Origin of the sequence: Filifactor alocis ATCC 35896, from assembly GCF_000163895.2 — a bacterium.
Taxonomy (GTDB): Bacteria; Bacillota; Clostridia; order Peptostreptococcales; family Filifactoraceae; genus Filifactor; species Filifactor alocis.
Genome location: NC_016630.1, coordinates 1,005,307 through 1,025,820 on the forward strand (window position 1 = coordinate 1,005,307; position 20,514 = coordinate 1,025,820).

14 protein-coding genes are annotated in these 20,514 nt (G+C 36.2%); 2 read left to right on the forward strand and 12 right to left on the reverse strand.

What is annotated here, in order from left to right; translation table 11 throughout:
* Positions 1-336 precede the first annotated feature (336 nt).
* The 5 genes from recR to ybaK all read right to left on the reverse strand — a co-directional run bounded on the left by recR (position 337) and on the right by ybaK (position 4,403).
* Positions 337-936 (reverse strand): recombination mediator RecR, encoded by a 600-nt coding sequence (recR, locus tag HMPREF0389_RS04495; RefSeq protein ID WP_014262503.1) that lies wholly within the window; start codon positions 934-936, stop codon positions 337-339.
* Complete coding sequence (locus tag HMPREF0389_RS04500; protein ID WP_014262504.1) at positions 936-1,283, reverse strand: YbaB/EbfC family nucleoid-associated protein; 348 nt, start codon at positions 1,281-1,283, stop codon at positions 936-938. Before HMPREF0389_RS04500 ends, recR begins: the two co-directional genes overlap by 1 nt.
* Positions 1,284-1,342: 59 nt before the next feature.
* A complete protein-coding gene (dnaX, locus tag HMPREF0389_RS04505) occupies positions 1,343-2,944 on the reverse strand; it encodes a DNA polymerase III subunit gamma/tau (RefSeq protein WP_014262505.1) in 1,602 nt (533 codons plus the stop codon).
* 271 nt (positions 2,945-3,215) lie between these two features.
* Positions 3,216-3,668, reverse strand: coding sequence for a hypothetical protein (locus HMPREF0389_RS04510; RefSeq protein WP_014262506.1), 453 nt, complete (start codon positions 3,666-3,668; stop codon positions 3,216-3,218).
* A 261-nt stretch (positions 3,669-3,929) separates the two neighbouring features.
* Positions 3,930-4,403 (reverse strand): Cys-tRNA(Pro) deacylase, encoded by a 474-nt coding sequence (ybaK, locus tag HMPREF0389_RS04515; protein ID WP_014262507.1) that lies wholly within the window; start codon positions 4,401-4,403, stop codon positions 3,930-3,932.
* 371 nt (positions 4,404-4,774) lie between these two features.
* Here ybaK and HMPREF0389_RS04520 point away from each other — a divergent pair, with 371 nt between their 5' ends.
* Positions 4,775-5,095, forward strand: a complete 321-nt coding sequence (locus HMPREF0389_RS04520; RefSeq protein WP_014262508.1) for a putative heavy metal-binding protein — start codon at positions 4,775-4,777, stop codon at positions 5,093-5,095.
* Positions 5,096-5,292: 197 nt separating this feature from the next.
* On the opposite strand, the gene HMPREF0389_RS04525 is transcribed toward HMPREF0389_RS04520, so the two are convergent.
* From HMPREF0389_RS04525 to HMPREF0389_RS04535, 3 genes are all read right to left on the reverse strand, one after another.
* Positions 5,293-7,845: a hypothetical protein gene (locus HMPREF0389_RS04525; RefSeq protein WP_014262509.1), complete on the reverse strand. Its 2,553-nt coding sequence runs from the start codon at positions 7,843-7,845 to the stop codon at positions 5,293-5,295.
* A gap of 207 nt (positions 7,846-8,052) precedes the next feature.
* Positions 8,053-10,125 carry an efflux RND transporter permease subunit gene (locus HMPREF0389_RS04530; protein WP_408610230.1) on the reverse strand — a complete coding sequence of 691 codons (2,073 nt, stop codon included), beginning with the start codon at positions 10,123-10,125 and terminating at the stop codon, positions 8,053-8,055.
* Between the two features lie 45 nt (positions 10,126-10,170).
* Entirely contained in the window at positions 10,171-10,758 is a 588-nt protein-coding gene (locus HMPREF0389_RS04535; RefSeq protein ID WP_156775244.1) for a TetR/AcrR family transcriptional regulator, read from the reverse strand.
* A gap of 230 nt (positions 10,759-10,988) precedes the next feature.
* Here HMPREF0389_RS04535 and HMPREF0389_RS04540 point away from each other — a divergent pair, with 230 nt between their 5' ends.
* On the forward strand, positions 10,989-11,456 hold the full coding sequence (locus HMPREF0389_RS04540; RefSeq protein ID WP_014262512.1) for a hypothetical protein: 468 nt from the start codon (positions 10,989-10,991) through the stop codon (positions 11,454-11,456).
* 22 nt (positions 11,457-11,478) lie between these two features.
* Here HMPREF0389_RS04540 and HMPREF0389_RS04545 read toward each other — a convergent pair whose 3' ends face one another.
* The 4 genes from HMPREF0389_RS04545 to HMPREF0389_RS04560 all read right to left on the reverse strand — a co-directional run bounded on the left by HMPREF0389_RS04545 (position 11,479) and on the right by HMPREF0389_RS04560 (position 20,435).
* Positions 11,479-12,363 (reverse strand): DUF4261 domain-containing protein, encoded by an 885-nt coding sequence (locus tag HMPREF0389_RS04545; protein WP_014262513.1) that lies wholly within the window; start codon positions 12,361-12,363, stop codon positions 11,479-11,481.
* A 53-nt stretch (positions 12,364-12,416) separates the two neighbouring features.
* A complete protein-coding gene (locus tag HMPREF0389_RS04550) occupies positions 12,417-12,971 on the reverse strand; it encodes a hypothetical protein (protein ID WP_014262514.1) in 555 nt (184 codons plus the stop codon).
* A gap of 225 nt (positions 12,972-13,196) precedes the next feature.
* Positions 13,197-14,252 (reverse strand): hypothetical protein, encoded by a 1,056-nt coding sequence (locus tag HMPREF0389_RS04555; protein WP_014262515.1) that lies wholly within the window; start codon positions 14,250-14,252, stop codon positions 13,197-13,199.
* 591 nt (positions 14,253-14,843) lie between these two features.
* On the reverse strand, positions 14,844-20,435 hold the full coding sequence (locus HMPREF0389_RS04560) for an LPXTG cell wall anchor domain-containing protein (protein ID WP_156775245.1): 5,592 nt from the start codon (positions 20,433-20,435) through the stop codon (positions 14,844-14,846).
* Between the last annotated feature and the right edge of the window lie 79 nt (positions 20,436-20,514).

The window sequence follows — 20,514 nt, forward strand, 5'->3', positions numbered from 1 at the left end:
CATTCCTTTCAGCGAATGTTCAACAACTTGCTTTTCCTACAATTAAAAAACTCCCTGCATCTTACATTGCAAGGAGCTCATCTAAAGTCATACCATAAAATTAGAGGCTCCTTTGTCCAATGCAAACAGAGCCACGAATTTAGGTGACTCTCTAATTCATATAATAGTAATATTGTTGTTGAAAGCAACAATTAAAATTAGGATTATGTTGTTTTTGGTTTTTACGGTTATTTTGAACTGTCATTTTAATTGCTCCTTTCTAAAAAATAAATTATATAAATTCTAATACGATTTTTACTTACTGTCAATACATATTTCAAAATTTTCTAAAAATATTTATAATTCTCTTCGTCCTTCCAATGCACGTCCAATCGTCACATCATCTGCAAATTCCAAATTTGCTCCGACAGGTAAACCGTGTGCGATTCTTGTTACCTTGATACCGAACGGTTTAATTAAACGAGCAAGATACATCGCTGTTGCCTCTCCATCAATCGTCGTATTCGTTGCGATGATAATTTCCTTGATTTCAGGGTCATGCAATCGACTCATCAGTTCTTTAATCCGAATCATATCCGGAGTAATTGCTTGAGAGGGAGAAATCGTTCCGTGTAACACATGATATTTTCCATGATACTCCCTCGTACGCTCCATTGCTGCAACATCTCTGGGATCTTCTACCACGCAGATTGTAGCGCTGTCTCTTGTTTTGGAATCACAGATACTGCACGGATTTGCATCCGAAATATTATAACAAACTTCACAATAGGTAATATGTTCTTTTGCATTCTGCATTGCATTCGCAAGTCCAATCACTTCGTCTTTCGGCATATTAATAATATAAAATGCCAATCTTTGTGCCGTTTTGTATCCTATTCCGGGAAGTTTTCCCAATCGCTCAATTAACTGGTCAATATGGTTGGAATAGTGTTGCATTAGAATAGTCCCGGGATATTCATTCCGCCTGTCAACTGTGCCATTTTGCCGGCAGACATTTCATCAGCAGAACGCAACGCTTCATTCACAGCAGACAATACCAAATCTTGCAACATTTCAATATCTTCCGGATCAACTACTTCCGGTTTGATTTCAATCGATATAATTTGTTTCTTTCCGTTTGCAACTACCTTCACGGCACCGCCTCCAACGGAAGCTTCTACTTCTTTTTCCTCAAGTTCAGCTTGCATTTTCTCCATGTCTTTTTGCATTTTTTGAACTTGTTTCAACATATTATTCATATTTCCCGGCATCATACCTCCGGGAAAACCGCCTTTTCTTGCCATAATCAAACCCTCCTAATTTTTTGTATATTATACCCTTTTTTCCATACAATTACAAACTTTTACTCTACTTCCAAAGGAATGTCCGGAAACTCCTGTTTCAACACATCAACAATATCTTCTTTCTGTTCTTCTGAAATATTTTTCATCTCATCTTTGAACAAAAAGTTTACTTTGACTGTCTCTTGTAAACAGTCTGAAAAAATCTGACTCAACAGTTGCACTGTTTCAGATGTATCAATCCGATTCTTATGAAATTCATATGCTCTGTCATAAGCGATATAAATTTGTTGTCCAACAAACCGAACCACTCTTCCTTCCTGAAGCAATGCTTTTTTGCTTGCTTCATGTCGTTGTTTCAGCAGTTCATATATCTCAGAAAATCTATTGTTGATATCGTCTACCTTGTCTTGCTCCTGTGCAGATAACTGTTCCGGTAATTCTTTGACATCACAACTTGAAATCAAATGTTGTTCTTCTTTTTTAACTTCTTCGTCACATTCTTCTCTTTGAGCAAAAGCAGAACGCAACGCTCCGACTTGCAATTTTTGCTCCAACATCTGTACTCGTTCTCTCAACCTCACAAGTTCTTTTTGCAACAGAATCAAATCTTGCACATCCGCTGTCATCTCACAAGGCATTTCCAAAAAACGAATCGTCTCTACTTCCAAAATTGTCGCCGGAACGGAAGAGTATTTCATTTCATTCAAAATAAATGCCATTTTTTCAATCCAACGAACAACATCTGAAACCTCAACAGATTGAAACACTTTGTCCAACTGTTCTTTTTCTTCCTCGCTCCACATCTTGAGCAAACTTTCCTTCAAATAATAGAGCAAATCTACAACAAACTGTTTCATATCCAGACCGTTTTGGTTCAGTTGTTCAATCAGTGACAGTAACTCCGGAATATTTTTGTCCTTCATAAACTGAATGAACGCAAGGTAGGTTTCTTCTTGAACTTCTCCTAATGCTTGAATCACTTCCTGTTTTGTCAATTTCGAAAGATTCATCACCTTATCCAAAAGAGATAGTGCATCTCTCATTCCGCCATCACTTTTTTGAACAATACATTGAACCGCATCTGCTTCAAACTCTTTCCCCTCTTGTAAAAGAACTTTTTCCAACTGTTGTGTCAAGATACTGTCATCTATTTTCTTAAAATCAAACCGTTGACATCGAGACAGTACCGTTGCGGGGATTTTTTGAGGTTCGGTTGTAGCCAAAATAAAAATTACATGGCTGGGCGGTTCTTCCAATGTCTTGAGCAATGCATTGAATGCACCTTGTGACAACATATGAACTTCATCTATAATATACACCTTATACCGTGATACGCTCGGCATAAACACAATGTTATCACGAATATCACGAATATTATCTACAGAATTGTTCGACGCCGCATCCATCTCAATAATATCTAAGGACGATTGTTCACACGATTTGCATTGATAACACGGTTTGATCTCTCCTGTACAGTTTACCGCTCTTGCCAAAACCTTTGCTGTCGAAGTCTTTCCTGTTCCTCTCGGTCCGCAAAACAAATATGCATGGTTCACCGTATCCTCTGCAACCTGGTTTTTTAATACAGAAGTGATGTGTTCCTGTCCTACGATATCGTCAAAAGTCTTTGGGCGATACACTCGATACAATGCTTGATGCATAATTTTCCTCCATCCGTAAATTTCCTGCTTTTATCTTATCACGAAACAAATTATTACAAAACCGATTTTCTCTATTTCAGAATTTATATGGTTTTAAAAAAATCCCTTATCATACAAAACATCCTCTTTCTGCCCAAAAAATTCATTTTTTACCAAATATTGTGTATTCCTAAAACATTCAATCTTAGACTATAATACAACAAGTTTGAAAAGATTGATGTTAAAAGAGGCAAAAATAAAGAATGTCCGATTTTTCTCAATCTAAACTCTACTATAAATACATCTCTTTCACTGAAATGTTTTTAGAACGCAATAACAACAGGATTTTGTCTTTCTCCTTCTTATCAAACTCTTGAACAAATCCGATTTTCATGGTAGAAGCTTGAATTTCGATTGTGTTGTGATGTTCTTCCACCCACACTTCTTGAATATCCTCAAATTTGATAGCGTATGCAAACAGATACAGTCCATGGAATACAACAAAACCTTTTTCAGAAATTCCTGTCACAAATCCACCTGTCAAAACATAGAGATATGCTGTAATCAATGCATATTTCAGATAACCGTGTGTAAGATATAACGAAACAACCACCGCTACCAAAAAACCAATGTATAACCATTTGAATGTGAGCGGTCGTTTATTATAAATTTTCACTTTCATCAAAAAATGTAAATGGTACAAAATACCGATGATTAACAATACGACAAATCTCATCTCTGTCATACAATCCCCTCCCAAAATTCATTCTTCATTATATCAAATCTTCCACTCTATGTAAAATAATGCTATCCCTCGGAAATTCCATTATTTTATAAAAACTTAATGGATTTGTTAGAACATTCCATCAAATTTATCCTCTCTCATTTCGTTTCTTTTCCCAAAAAGTCTATCATCGCTTTTATCTCAAAAAATAATGCCGGAGTTCTCTGATTTAATCTATTTCATTCGTAAAATACAACCACAATTATCATTCTCCGGCAAATATTATCCCTGTGTCAAATCTTGAAATTCTATTCCAAAACAATCCGACAAGTCGAACGGATTCAATTCTATCTGACAGCCCAAGCGACCTGCACTAACCACAATAGTAGAATGATTTTTTGCCGATTCGTCAAGAAATGTCTTGTATTGTTTTTTCATTCCGATTGGACAACATCCACCTTTTATATATCCTGTCACTTTCTGAATATCCGCTTGATGAATCATATGAACATTTTTTTCTCCCGTCAACTTTGCACATTTTTTCAACGCAAGCTCTTCATCAGACGGAATGATAAACACATAGAACACCTTTTCTCCTTGAGTCACCAGCGTTTTAAATACTTTTTTCGTATCAAATCCTAATTTATGTGCAACTTCCGTTCCGGACAAAAAACCTTTGCTCTCATATTCATAAGCAACATAATCTATCTTTTTTTCTTCCAACAATCTCATTGCATTTGTCTTAATTTGTTTCATTCAACCTTCACTTCTCTCCATTTACAATATCATCCTAAACTATGATAAATCAATTTACAAATAATATGTTTCATTTTGTAAACTGCAATCAAAAGCAATAAATCTCCATTTTAAATTAAACTTTTGGATACATTCCACTTCAATTGATTACACTATTTATTGCAACCTTTTGCGTGTACCATGATAAATACTTATCCTGCAACCTTGCAACAATTTCATCCATCAGCTATTATATCACAAATAAATCTCCCCTGTATGTTCTTATAAACATTATAATCATCACATTATTAGGACAAATACAAGAATGATTCAGCCGCACCCCTCAATTTTATGGTATAATTAAAACAATTTATTCTTTAGGAGGGAATACTATGATTTTAACAACAACACCATCTGTACAAGGACACGATATTATCGAATACAAAGAGATTGTTTTTGGAGAAGTGATTACAGGGGTAAACTTTATCAAAGACTTCGGCGCAGGACTCAGAGATTTTTTCGGCGGTCGTGCACAAGGATATGAAAGGGAACTGATTTCTGCAAGAGAAGAAGCAATGCGCGAAATGGAAAATCGTGCAAAAAGCATAGGTGCCAACGCTATTGTAGGCATTGATTTGGACTATGAAGTGCTCGGAGAAACCGGAAGTATGATGATGGTAACAGCAAGCGGGACCGCAGTTGTAATCGATTAAACGAAAGAGCATTTCTACAATCAATCCTATTATCAACATTAATACCATATTGGCACAAAAAAACAGTATCCGTTTTGAAATCAGAATACAGCAAATTATTCCAATCTATAAGTACCCTCCCTTACCGATTTCCGATAAAGAGGGTACTTATCATACTGTCAACTTCTGTTTTTGCGTTCCTATCTACGCAACATATTTTATTTCACAAAGAAACCCTTAATCCATTGAAAAAAGGATTTTCTTCCTGTATTTTTCGGAAAAAAAGGTACTTCTTTTTCTTTTGATTCAATCTCATCTATCTTCATCACAAACATCAATTTTGATTGCATATCATCCTTTTTCCCTGTAAAGGTAGTGTATCGGTCGGACAATTCTACAACGGCATCCTTAGAAGCAGCAACATCCAGCATAGAATCAACATAATCTTCGCCTTTGTCGAGATCTCCTTTTGCATCTCTTCTGTCTATGATTTCTATCATATCCCTTGCCGCCTTGATTACTTCATCATTCAGAGATAAGTTCAAAGTATCTGCCATATACCTTGTATCGTCCAAGTCATTTTTCATTTTCAGTAATGTTTCGACCGTTTCGGGTGATTTGTGGAAGGAGTCATTGTATTTTTTGATTTCAAGATCATCGGAAAGTTTGTCCAAAATTGGTCTGAGTTGATCCATATCATTTCGAAACAGTGGAATTTTTTCATAGAATTCTCTGATTTTCGGCTCATCATATGCAGATAACAAATCTTTTGCAAGGGCGACATTTTCTTCATTCAAATCCATATCATCCTTCATTTCTTTCGCTCTGTTCGCCCAATGTTTGGCATATCTCATATCTGCTTCGTCTCTTGCGAAATCAATAGCTTTTCGTACAGAGTCTCTGTTTTTCTTCTCTTCTTCTCGAATCACTCTGATATCCGGCATCAGTTCTTTTGCAAAGTCAAGAGAATCTCTTAAATCATTTTTATAATTATATCCTATATCGTCTTCCATATCTTTTTGCAAATCTTTGATTTCATTCATCAAAGATTTAACTTTATCAAAAGAGCTTGACAATTCTGTCTTTCTCTTTTCGACCTCCTCTTTTACCTGTTGTTTTACTTCTTCACTCAGCAAATTCATCAATTGGGTTCTGTACGGTTCCGGTAATATTCCACCTGTTGCTTGTAACAAAGCAAAAAACTGATCTACGGTATTTTGATCTATTTTTCCTTTTTCTACTGCTATTTGCAAAATATATTTCAGTTTTTGTATTTGTTCAGAGGTTAAAGGGGTATTCGGATCTGCCGGAAACAGATCGGAAAATAAATTATCTGTCATCTCTTTGGTTTTCTTTTCAATAAGTGCATTCAACATCACATTGATATCCTCATCTGTCAGCGAATTTCCAAAAGAAGAGCCTAAAGAATAGCTTTCCGCCTTATCCACCAAATCAAAGATTCTATCTGTATAGTTGGTTGCTTTATCAAGGGTATCCAAGTAGTCATCGTTGTCTATCAATTTGTCATATAATTTTACAGAGGTATCCAACATCGGCTTTAAGTTGTCATAATCTCGTATCACATCCAAACCTTTATCCAATCTGTCCATATCAATATCTTTGATTTCATCATAATCTTTGATTAGAATTCTTGTTTTATCAATTTGCTCATTGTCGAGTCTATCAGTAGCTGTTCTCAGAGTTTTGTGGTCAAGCACATAATCCATATCAACGCTGTCTGTATGAGATTTGATGCGATCATACAACGCTATGTTTTCTTTGGTAACATAGTTGGGAAGAATGTCCAAAATCGCCGTATCCAGTTCATAGTATCGGAACAAATCATCCACAAGCAATTTTGCATCATTTGTCTTTTTTTCATCAGTAACAAGTGATTTGATGCTATCGGTAGGATCAATTCTTTTCAATGTGTTCTTTGCCCCTATGGCTGTATGAATATCCTGTTTCACTGAAGATAATTCACCGGTACCGGAATCCATATCTTTTATCATATCCGGTAATTGGGGAGACGCTACCACCGCTATAGTACTCAATTCAAAGTCTTTGACATCGGCAGAAATTCTGAACGCTTCCGGAATATCAATATCCTTTATCCTGTCTATGGAAGAATCCGAAAAACTCATAGATTGTTTCAATCCGGGAAATCCGAGGAACACTATCATCTGCTTATTTCCGTCCGAAAATATTTTTGCGTTCTCTACCAATATGTCAGAAAATTTTTCACTGTCTAATCCAATCACACTCGTTACAGTAAACGGTATTGCAATTTTCTTTATTTTACCGTTTATCACTCTTGTACGAAATGTGCAATTCTCAAATTCTATATTGATTTCTATCTTTCCGGATTTTCCGGCTAGTTCTTCCGGAGAAATTTCTTCTCCGTTAAGATAATAGCTGATATGAACTTCTATCGGCAATTTTTTTGTTGTTCTTCCTTGGTAAATAATATCTTTATTTTGAGTTTCCCATTCAAGATTTGTTTGTGTTTTAATCGGTGCAGCGCTGCTACTTACATTGACAATATCATCTACCGTTGTTGCATCTCCCACCATCTTAAAAAACCTACTGTCTTTCAACCAATTTGATACAATGGTCTCTCTTTGACTTCCGTCCGCATTCAAATTAACGTATACTGTTTCATATTTTGTAATCGGAACATCTGCATAGATTGGCAAAGCATTGCTCATCGCAAGAACGAACACCAACCCGGATGCAATTTTTCTTTTCCAAAAAGCATATCCTTGTTTCATAATCAATCTCCTTTCAAAATAATCTGTATCCCATCTCAAATAATGATTCCCTTACTCTTAGATCATTATCATCATAAGAAAGCGTTTTTTGTTCGCTATTAGCATATATCTGAGGTTTTCTGTCCCTTTAATTGTCAATTTCTCTGATTGTTATCGAACTCTAAGTATTTTCTTATTCAAAGAAACAATCATTTTTATATCTCTTTTCTATGCCTTCCATCTGATTGATGTTTTGTTGATAAACTCTTCCGTCAGATAAAGAATCGGAGGAAGAATAAATATAATCACCAGTCCTGATATAATACTTCCCCTTGCAAGAGTGATACAAATATCCTTTATGATATCAATAGAAGAGAACAGAATTACACCGAGTGTCGCTGATAAAAACACCAGCACACTGGTAATAATGGACTTTGCGGAAGAATTCGTCGCTATAGTAATTGCCTCTTTTTTACTTTTTCCCAATTTCAGCTCTTCCTGAAAACTTGTAGTGAGCAAGATAGAATAATCCACCGTTGCTCCAAGCTGTATCGCTCCGATTACAATCGGTGTTACAAATGCAACTGAATTTCCGTCTAAAAACGGAACACTCATATTAATAAATATCGCCAATTCGATACAGGATACCAAAATAAGCGGTACCGACAGAGATTTGAATACTATCATCACGATAACAAATATTGCTGCAATAGAAAGGAAATTTGTTACTCTGATGTCTCGATTAACCGTTTCGGACAAATCTTTGGTCAAACCCGCCTCTCCCGTTATTTTAGCATCACTATCGTATTTCTTTGCAATTCGTATCATTTCATCAATTTGATGATTTACTTCATCAGAAGCGAGCTCGTAGCTGGAATTCAGCATAATCATCTGTGAGCCGTCTTTCTTCAAAACATCCTTGATACTTTGAGGAACAAAGCTGTCCGGAACGCCCTTTCCGACAAATTTTTGATATGCGATAACGCTCTTAATTCCATCAATCTGTTCTAATTCATCTATCAATGAATCCATTTCATACGGTTTCAAATCATCTTTCATTACAATGATATGACTGGTTGTCATTCCAAAATCCTGTTCCAATTTCTTCTTTCCTATATTGGATTCCAAAGTTTCCGGAAGTGCTCTACTGATATCATAATAAATAGGAACATGAGATTGAAAATAATAAGACGGAATAAATGCAATCAAAAATAATGTCAGTGCAATCCTTTTGTACTTCATCACAAAATCCGTCAACTTACTGATAGTCGGAATCATAGACTTGTGGGTATATTTGTGAATCGGCTCATCAAACAACAGTATCATTGCAGGAAGAATCGTAACGCAAGTGATAACACCAAGCACAACACCTTTCATCATCACGATTCCAATATCCAATCCAATAGTAAAATTCATAAAACACAATGCCCCAAACCCTGCTACCGTAGTAAGAGAACTCCCGATTAACGAAAGAAATGCACCCACGATGGCATTTGCCATCGCATCTTGTTTGGAAGTACAATTTTCTTTTTCTCTCTCGTACCGATGCACCACGAAAATCGCATAATCCATCGTAACCGCCAACTGTAATATCGCGGCAATCGCCTGTGTAATGTAGGATATCTGCCCCAAAAATATATTGGTTCCAAAATTGTATATGATTCCGATTCCTATTGTTGCCATAAAAACAAACGGGAGTACCCAAGAGTCCAAGCAAAGGGTCAAGACAATCAGGGATAATATTGCCGCAAGAATAACATACCGTGGCATTTCTTTCAAAACAAGAGCTTTAATATCTTTCAAAAGAACCGACAGCCCGCTGACAAAGCACTGTTTGTTCAATAGTTTATTCATCTCATCAATGGCCTCCATCGTGGACTCTGATGCCGATTTTTCTTCATACTTTACCATAATAAGCTCGCCATTCTTGGAATATAAGTTATCCAACAATTCTTTTGGCAAAAACTCCTTGGGAACAGAGCTTCCCACAATATCTCTAACATAAATCACATCATTTACAGCAGGAATTTTTTTAATCTTTTGTACCAAATCGTATACATCCGAATCCGGCATATTATCTATCATCAAAAAAGTCGTTGCCGCCATTTTAAACTTATCTTCTATCATATTTTCTCCTATGACGGACTCCTTATCCTTAGGCAAATAATAGAGTACATCATAGTTTATTCTTGTCTCTATTGCCCCATAGATACAAGGTATCATCAACAATACAGCAATTAACATAACCGTTTTGTTATGTCTTGCAATTTCTTTTGCAAAAAAATTAAGCAATTTCCTCATCTCTTTTCTAAAAACATCTGTCACACAACCTAAATTTTGTCTCAACTAACTTTCTACAATGCTTCGAATTGCCGAAAATAACTCTTCTTTAATTTCTTCTATCATATATGGGGTTTTATTTAAAATTGAGTTGTAACACACTCCTCCAACCATTTCGATAATAATATAGAGTTTTTTTTCAGAACGCTCCACATCTACAATTCCATGCTTTTGGATAAACTCTTTCACCGGTTTGGAAAAATAGCCTTCTTTCCCGTTTTCTTTCGAAAAAAGACCTCTATATAGATTTTTGTGCACAATCTCAATGTCCTTCGCATCGTTGATAAATGCAGAAATCAATTCATCCGCAATCATAACCACCTTATCTGCAACCGTCCCCTGTTTCTCTTCCACATGATTGATTGCAGTACATAACATCTGGTATGCCTGCTCTATAATAACCGTATTCACTATCTCATCTTTATCCTTAAAGTACAAGTAGAATGTTCCTTTCGCAACATTCGCCTTTCCGGTAATATCCGATACTGTTGTATTTTTGATTCCGTCTGTCTTAAACAGCTCTGTAGCAGATTCTATCAAAAGATTCTTTTTATCCGTCTTTGAACTTTTCATATCACTGTGTAATTTATCCATCATTCCACCTCATTCTTGCTGCATAAATCAAAATGACCAATAGTCATTATCGCTACAAAAGAATTGTATCACCAAAATGACCGTCGGTCAACTATTTTTTTCATTCATATATCATCTATTAGGTGTTAGGAGCACTCTACATGACATCTTTGTGATATAATAGCTCTATCGATAACAACGCAATCTGCACATTAACAGTATGTGATATAAATAGGAGGTTTGACATAAAAATGGATATACAAAAAACGATTCAATATAAGTACATTCTGTATCAATTTAAGAAAAGATGCAAAACGAATGATATGTTACAAAGTTTAAGGCAAGAGGATAAGGATAGCATCTGTATTGATGTTGCAAAAAAAACACGGACCTTTACCTTAATTTTGGGAATTATGTATCTCTTTGCTTTCTCTTTTTTTTGGTTCGAATGGATGATGAATCCTCAATATCAAAATAATGCTTTCGTAAAATGGTATCTTAGTATCATAGACTCTGTCTATCCTCTTATCAACGGTGATTGGGGAGGCGGTTGGTATAGAAAAAAAGCCACCTTCTTAGTGATTTATATGAAATTATTACCAATCTTTATTATTGATATTCTTCCGCTTTTGATACTGATTGTAATAGCAGCAAATCATTTCTTAACAAAGAGAATAGATGTCGAATACTTAAAACAAAATAAGCAGACCGAACTATGACAGAAAAAATTTAGTATTCATATCATACTTCTCTGTTTCCTGCTGCAAATTCCAATGTATTGATATCAATCACTTCTCTTATCGGCTGAATAAGAGATTGTTCATACTGCAACTTCCATTTGATTTCTTTATCCGGTTGTCCATCTACCAATCCTGTAATCGTATTTCCGGACTCTATCGGATTGTTGTAATCATAGATATAGTAGAGCATATCATAGGCATGATTCACAATATCATTAGGATTCAAACTGTGAAAATGATATTGCACATCCGGCAAAAACAAGGTGCTCATTCCCAATGAATCCACCAACATATCATTTGTACCTTGAATATTGAAGAATCGAATATTTACACCATAGTACAGAAATCTTTCCTCCTTCGGCAACTCACAGTGTAATATTGCTTCTCTTGTCAACATTTTTTTAGAGTTTTCAAACACGACTGCCTTACAAGTAGGATACAGTTCCGCCAATGCTTCAATATAGCCCACTAAAAGTTGCGCTCTTTCTCTATAGTCTAATACTGAAGCTAACATATCAGTAGCCAACACTTGATAATGACACCGTTCCAGTATTTCTTCTCCATTCGGACAATTCCATAGCTGAGTTTTTGCAATATCATCCATAATCGGCATTTGAATCTTACTACAAGAGGTAATCATCAATTGAGGATGAGCAGTTATCTTATCATTTTCAAAAGACACACGATAATCACTTGCCTCAAAACATGCCGTTTCTTCTGAATATCCAAAACAATTTACATGATTTAAATGCTTGTCTAAAATTGTCTGAAATAAGGCTTTATCCGGCATAGCGCATTGTTCTTCCATCAATAGATGAATGATAAATACTCCTCCGGGTCTTACATCTTCTTTTGTCAAATCTTGTGCCAGAACATCTCCAACCATAAAATTTTCTCCTTCCCTCAACTTGAAACACTTCATATTATCACTGTTTTGTATCACGCAAGCTCCAATTCACAAATCTCTCTTACCGTTTCCTTATCATCTATTGCCGAAATTCGAATATAATCAAAAGCATTCTTCTTAATATCTTCCCAAGAAATAATCCTGCCGTTTATTGTTTCTAATCTATCATTCTCATCCAACTCATAATCTTCCTTTTCGTCTTCAAAGTCTATACTGTAACCGAACTCAATCCTGATTTTTGACAAGGGAATATCAAGCTTGGTAAGAGTTCTTTTTGACACCATATCCATATCGAATTCATCGCAAAAAAGAGGATCATAACCATATTTCGCTTCATCAAACAACAGTATCTCTTTTCCTGTCTTAATACATTTTGCAATAATTTTGCAAGGCACTGTCTTGCAAGTTTTATCATCAAAAATCCCGCAAATCATCGTATCTAAAAACAATTCCCCAAAATAGTAAATTTCAAAAAATTCGTTATATCTTCCATTCTCTCCTTCATTCATGATGGTTACCGTTAAAAAATCCGCTTCTTCTTTTACGATTTTATAGTTTTCTTTTTGTAAGTAAGTCGGAACTCTCATCTTCTAAATCTCCTTCTTCATTTATTTTTAGGATACCATTCATTTGCTTCTTTCTAATCTCAGTACAAACACACTCTTATGAACGACTTTTTCTTCGGTAATATTGTCTATATGATACTTGCTGAAGTCCGGTTAAAAGCATGTCCATTTTAATCTCTTTCATTTGTACAACAGGTCAAAATATCCCAAAATTATTATCCTTCAAATCTCTTTTTATACTTCAGCCTATTCCCAAAGGGAGTGTTGTGCAAAAACTTCAAATTGATTTGCATGATATTCGTCAGAAAAAGTTGTCTCAATCGTATAACTTTTCCATAAAATATGTGGATAAGTTTGCATTCTTAATGAAAATTGTCTATACCCTTTTCCCTCACGATAACTGATTGGTGTAAGTGAAAAAATGTCTTTCATATCTGTATTTTCAAAATCATGAAGTGATAATTGAGAAATGGTTTTATCACATATTTTGATATCGACGAATGTCTCACTTTGTGATGAAATACCAAAGTAAGTAATCACACAGTCTTTCAGTTTTGCCTCATCTTCATATCTTGGTGTTACATTGACATAGCCATACGATTTGCCATCCTTCAAAAGCTCAACTGTCTCACCGTAGTAAATATGACTGTCTCGTTTGTTTACAATCATGTCATCAGCTGTCTTACCCGTGAAAGTAAATCCGTTTGAGAGCAACTCATCGACCATAGTATGTCCGATAACAATCTTAGAGTTACCTACTTCAACAGTAGGCGCTTTGACCGGCATTCCGATTAATGTTATAGACAACATACAAATAACAATGGATATAAAAAACATACCTATAACAGCGCTTGCTGCTGTTGAATAAAATTTGTTATAAATATTTTTCCTAAATTTTGAAGAGAAGGAACTTAACAACAAATTCCGCAAATATACCATAATCATAGAAAGACCAATGACAAATTCAGCAGATAACCAAACTTTCACCATATCATTTTGTAAACATCTACCATAAAACACATAATAGAGTACTATGTTTGATATTACTACTCCAAACAGATACAAATGGACATCTTTCAATGCCGACTTGTCTGTAAAATCTCTTTCTCTGGCTAATCCCATTTCTGAATTGATACCACGCATCCTCGTTATATTCATACCTTTCCCCAGTTTGTACATCCAACTTGGTACATCTTTGTTATGTTTTACTGCAATCAGAAGACGAATATATAATGACAGTGTAAAAATCATCGCCAGAAACATGGCAAGAAAGAACCCAACTCCTATGACAAAAGATTTCATTCCTATCTCCTTCCTATCCATTAAAAATCAAACTTTGAATTCGATTGGATTGTTATACCAATAAGTGTATTATATCTCAAATTTTCATTCTAAATACCTTTTTTTGAAAAAATTATATGCTCTTTTCAAATACTACTATGTCATATAAGTATCAATTTGAACATAAAAAAGAGGACCTCCTCCACCTAAGTGTAAGATGTCCTCCAAACACATCAATAGAAAAACTCTCTATTGTACAAAGGATAGTTCTTCATTGTTATTGCTTTATCCTATCATATTATCGCATAGATACTGATAGAGGATAGCTTTTCCTTTTCCTTTTCCTTTTCCTTTTCCTTTGCTTTTCCTTTGCTTTTCCTTTGCTTTTCCTTTGCTTTTCCTTTGCTTTTTCTATTTGTGTTTCAATCATTTTTTCTCGATGTGAGCAGGTCTGCACTTTCTAATATTACTGTTTGATACACTTTGGTTTGCTATTGATATTGTGTACGATTAACAGCGCTATTTTTACCCTGTTAATTTTAATTTCTTCAATCCTAACAGTATATCCAAGCCACTCCAACATCAAGAGAAAGTTGTTTCTTTTCTTTTTTCTTATCTTTGATTTTTTCTGCGTCTATAGCCTATAAAGGTAAGTGCGCTACCCAATATAAGGGATAGGCTCGCAAACAACGTTGGATTTAATCCATCTCCTGTTTTTGGAAGATGATGAGCGACTTGAGGTATATTTTTCAATACTGACTTCTTCAAAAATCCGGTATTCTTTGGTATTGTAGATTTACTCGGCACTGTTGAGCCGCCCTGTGGCGTAGAACCATCGGGCAATATTGACCCATCCTGTGGTGATGTCCCTTCCGGCGGTGTTGTTCCAGGTGTTGTGCCTCCCCCGGGTGTTGTTCCTCCTCCCGGTGGTGTTCCTCCTCCGGGTGTTGTGCCTCCTCCGGGTGTTGTGCCTCCTCCGGGTGTTGTGCCTCCGCCCGGTGTTGTATCTCCAGGTGTTGTGCCTCCGCCCGATTCTACAGACCAAATCGCATATAGCTCTGTGTCTTTGTCAATTTTTCCTGTCTTAAAACTGTTTCCTTCCAAATACATTGTACCATTACCGTCTGCCTGGGTGTTCCAACCTTTAAAGACATATCTGGATCTTTTCATTGTACCAGCATTTAAAACAGTCACTTTATCTGTATCAGCATCATTTCCATCTTCTTTAACGGATGGATAGTATTCCTTATCATCTTTCGGTACCTCTCCTGTTACATCAACATGATTTTTATGGTAATTTACTTTTCCGTAAACAATGATATCATACTCCGCTTTTACAGTATCTTCAGGGATTCCTTGACTTCCTGCTGCAAGTGTATTTTCAGTTGTAACCTCTGCAACAGTTTGCCCGGTCATTTTCGCATTCACTTTACCAGTATTGGAAACTTCCGCAACAGCATTATTCAACGGAAGATATTTTACTACCGGATTTTCAGTAGGGTGATCGCTTGTTGCAACAGCATTGGCTGCTCCTTGTCCCGACTCTTCTCCCACGTGAAGTTTTACCTGATTCGCTTTTATCTTAGGACGTTTAACCAGTCCGCAACCTATATAATCAAGTATTTTTTCTCCTGTTAATTTAGGTAATTCAGCCGTTGCATAGCTTTCTCTGTCAAAATCAGAGTTTTGGGTTTTAATCTTATCCTGCTTTTCCGCTTTCAAGGTTAGTTTTGTTTCCTCGTCAGGCATAATGACTTTTATCCACTGGTCTTCCTCGGACATATAGCTCTTTAATTCATATCTTCCATTTTCATCCGTAGTTGTACTTGAAATCAATGTATTTTTAGGAATTGTCTTACCGCTAACTGTTACTGCATGATCCGGAGAATAGAGCTCTAATGTAATACCCTTAGCCTTTTCTTCTCCTGCATCAAGTTTTCCGTTTTCATTCTTATCCCACCAAACATCAGATGAAGTAATCGTATAATTTCCATAAATATATTTTGCAGGATTAATATATCCTTCTGTCACATTGTCTGTTTCATCTATTGCCTTAAACCTACCTCCCATATATGCTGCAAGTTCTTCCGTTGTGGTTTTTTGCTCAGCTCGAAGGGGCAGTTTAATATTAACTTGGCTTCCCTTAGGACGCTGTCCCAAATCAAGTTTAACATGGGTTACTTTTGACCAATCTGCTATATCTCCTGCCGATACATAGTTGGTTCCTCCATCTGTGCTGTACATGATTTTTTTGTTTCCCGGATGACTGTCTCCTATTATTTCCGCTTTCCCTTTGAGAAACATATCAAACTCCGTCTCAGGTGTCTGAACTGTCTTGTTCTGGTCCGTATAGGACACTGTTTTGCTCTTTTTAGGGATTTCAATTATCGCCGTATAGTTCGCAAAAATACCCGCATCCGATGTTTGAACGAAGAAATCTCCTCTCAAATTGTCTTTCTCGTCAGAACGGAATTTCTGTGTAGGGAACTTGCTTCCTGCTGTACCGTATTCAATGTTTTCATATTTTCCCGGGAACAGGTTTGAGCCTACCGCTGCATTCTTGGATACAACTACTTCTATATTGCCCAAGTCTAATCCGAAAAGTTTCTTCTCCATAGTTGCACCAAGGGCATTTGCAGCGTTTTCACTTAATTGAAATAAATCCCCTTCCAATTTTGCATAGCTGTAGTACTCTTCTTTGCTGCCGTTAAGCTTGCTCTCCAGGGTGCTCATATCATAATACACCATTCCGTATGGATGATGCTCATTTGTTCCCGGTACTGTAACACTTGTGTATTTAAAGCTTTTTAATGCAATGACAATCGGGTCTTCCAAAAACTTGAGAGCAGCGTCATTATAGTCACAATAGAATGAATGATACCAATCACCATTGGTAATTTTTCGGATTTTTCTGTTTAGCTCCTCTATTCCTTTGTCTGTAATGGACATCTTAATCCATATTTTTCCGTCAGCATCTTTAACTTGCTTAATAATTACATTACCGGATGCGTTATCATAGCCTAAAAACTTACACTTATCCACATCTGCAGTAAACTGACTGTCTGTTATTTCAACATAGGCAGATTCAGGAATTCCGTAAGGTATTTTTCCCATCTCCGGTACATCCGCATTCATAGCATAGGAATAGGCTTTTGTCCGGAAAGTTACCTTTTGCATACTTGTGCCTGACTGGGAAATGGCATTAACGGTATCATCACCGTTGTTCACAATTATATTATCTGTCGTCTTATTTGTTACAATATATGTTCTTGTCAAAAGACCGTAACGTTGTGGTAATATTATAGAATTCCATCCCCTATCTCCAAAGGCTTGTCCTTTGCCGGTATCATGAATATGATTCCCGTCGCTACAGTTATCATTATAATATTTCCCTTCCAAATTTTGAACAAAAAAGTTCTTAGCATTATAAAACACGCCCTTATCAGATTCCAGAGACAAGGGATTGCCTTTAAAATCCGTATTTCTAAGCTCGTATTCAATATTGGAGAACAGTACAACTCTTCCTGTTTCTTTGTCTGCAAAAGAGTCCATGTTATATTCTCCATCATAGCTTAAGACAATGCTTGATAAATGTTCAGTATCTCTGTTAATACCGAGATTTATTTTAGTTCCGTCTTGAATATCACCGATATTATATATTTTTTCTTCACTTTCAGCATCGGTCATGTTATTGACCGTTTTATATGTGATTTTCCATCCGCTTAAGGCTTTGTTCGCTATGAATTTTCCGGTAAGCAGTCCTGTTTTGTCAGCCTTGGTTTCCAATCCCTTAAGATTTAAAGTTCCTACTGTTAAATCAATTCTTGGATTCTTCGTCACAGGAGCAAATTCCTTATTCGTTCCATAGTTAAAGAAGAGAGTCCAAGTATCATAAAAAGTTCCGGTTTCCGCTTGATTAGGGAAGAGAATCTTTTCTTTTAATCTGGCTCCTGTACTTTCCGCTTTCAAAGGTGTACATTTCTTTTTTGTTACAGTAGTCCAAAAGAAATCATCCTTTGCTGTTCCGCTCAAATTATTTACAGAATTTTTTACAGCTTTATTAGCTTCATAATCGAAATTATCATTTGAATCAGCATTCGGATCTGTGGATTTAGCAGAATATTTTACCTGTAAGAGCCCCGATGCCTCGGGTGTTACATAAATATCAAATTTACTTTGCCCCTCTGTCATTCTATGGGTTGTGGCGTTATATCGTCCTGCCCAATATACACTCGCATTAAACATATCATTATTTAACTGTTCCCAATACACCTCCACTTTGGTAACTCTTCCACCTGAAGTACCAAAATTTACTTTAGGAAAATTATCTATATCATTTGTTCTATGCACATAGGAATTTACTGCCACCTCATGTTCTGCGCCGTCTTCTGTAGTATAAACAACCTTTTCTACCTTATAATAATCTTTTGCCCATGTGCTTGTAGTTCCCGTCCATGCAGTGGGCTGAATTTCTTTTGGAAATTCATAGGTTTCAACTGTTTTCCCCGTCTTGTTCTTTGGGAAATATTCATGCCATTGGTCGTTCTCATCTTTAAGTATATAATATTCATTACTCATACGAGCATAGCCGATATCTGAATAATTGGCATCGGGGGATACTGCATTTGCAGTATAGAAATTCTCTCCATGTTTAAATAGTTGATATCCCTGTCCTGTAAAAGAATGTATGGCATATCCGTCTGCAACACTTGATTTTAAAGTTTTAATCTTTACACCTTGATCAGGCTCACTGATGACAACTTCCTTTTTGCCGTCTGTTCCGTTGGGGGTTTCAAAAACAAATTCAGGTGTTGTAGCTTCATATGTGGTGTCTGCTCCTATATCATCTATTCCGTCAAGAACCTTCCATACAAATGTGAATCCATTTGTAAATGTTTCTTTCCATTTATGGTCGCTTCCGTTGTTATAAATAGGTCTTTTTGGCGTTAAAATATAGTAGTTTCCCTTACCGTCCCCATCATTTTTTACTTCACTTACTTCAAAAGATCCGGCAAGGTCATTATCATACTTTCCATCAAATGAACGCAATTTGTTAAAAACAAAATTTCCTTCAGCGTTTTCAGTTTTAGGAGCATAGAGCTTAATGTGCTTTAATTTCATTAAAGGAGTATCTCCATCATGGATTGTTCCTTGTTTGTAATAGTAATAGTCTCTATTACCTGTAAAGGGTCCGCTCATAGGATCGGTATCATGAAAGTACCACATCGCTAAATTTGTTATCTTTGCCATTCTGCTGGCATTAAGGTGTCTATCTCCCGTTACTGTGGTCTTTGTGTCATCATAATTGATGGGAGACATTCTCCACTTGTATGCAGATGCACTTCCTGTGCTGTTAATTTGCTCGTTGTTCTCCCCCTCGCAGGCGGTAACATTGAGATTTGTTTCCAGCTTTCCTTCATTCAACCACTTTTCACATTCTTCAGCAGTCAAACTGCGTCTGTTAAATGTAATATTAAATGTCAAATTTGCATTTGCTCCCAAAGCCCCAAGGACATTCTCATTTAAATCATATATAATTTTCACAACTTTATCGTAGTTGTTTTGTGTTGCTGCATCCAATGGAATGACTTTTCCATTTTCATCCAGCATTGTGATTTTTTTAAAGTTCCCTCCTACATTGCCGGGGTTTGTAAGCTTAAATCCGTAACGCGGTATATCCACTACGAGTTTTTGGTTTCCGAACTCTCTTTCTCCGTCCGCTCCTAAGTGTGAGAATGGCGTATAATTAACGGTAAACGATGTATCTGTCATGGTCGCCAAGTTATATTCGCTCACCGATGTTCCTTCACCGTTTGATTCATCAACTATGTTGCCGTTATCATCATATACCACAAGTTTACCATTTCCCATTGGAATTCCCTTAACAAATTCCATCGGTATCATTTCAGGAAAAGGTTGCATTTCTTCATCTGTTTGTTCGGCTTCTTCCTCACCGTTTTCCTCTTCAGCTTGACTGCCGTCATTTCCCTCACTGTTTTCATCTTCAGCTTGACTGCCGTCATTTCCTTCTGTCGAAATATTACCCTCATCGGTGATTTCAAGCCCTGTCATTGGAGGATCACTCTGTTCGCTATCCGCACGAACAACATTATTTGGAATCATCACTCCCAAAAGCAACATAAAAACTAAGAAAAACGCTATCCATTCTTGTAACGCTATTCTCTTGCTAATTGACTTTTTCATTGCCTCGCAATCCCCTTCCATATCATTTTTTCAATATTTATCATTTTCGTTTTAAAACGATTGTAATTGAAATACCAAT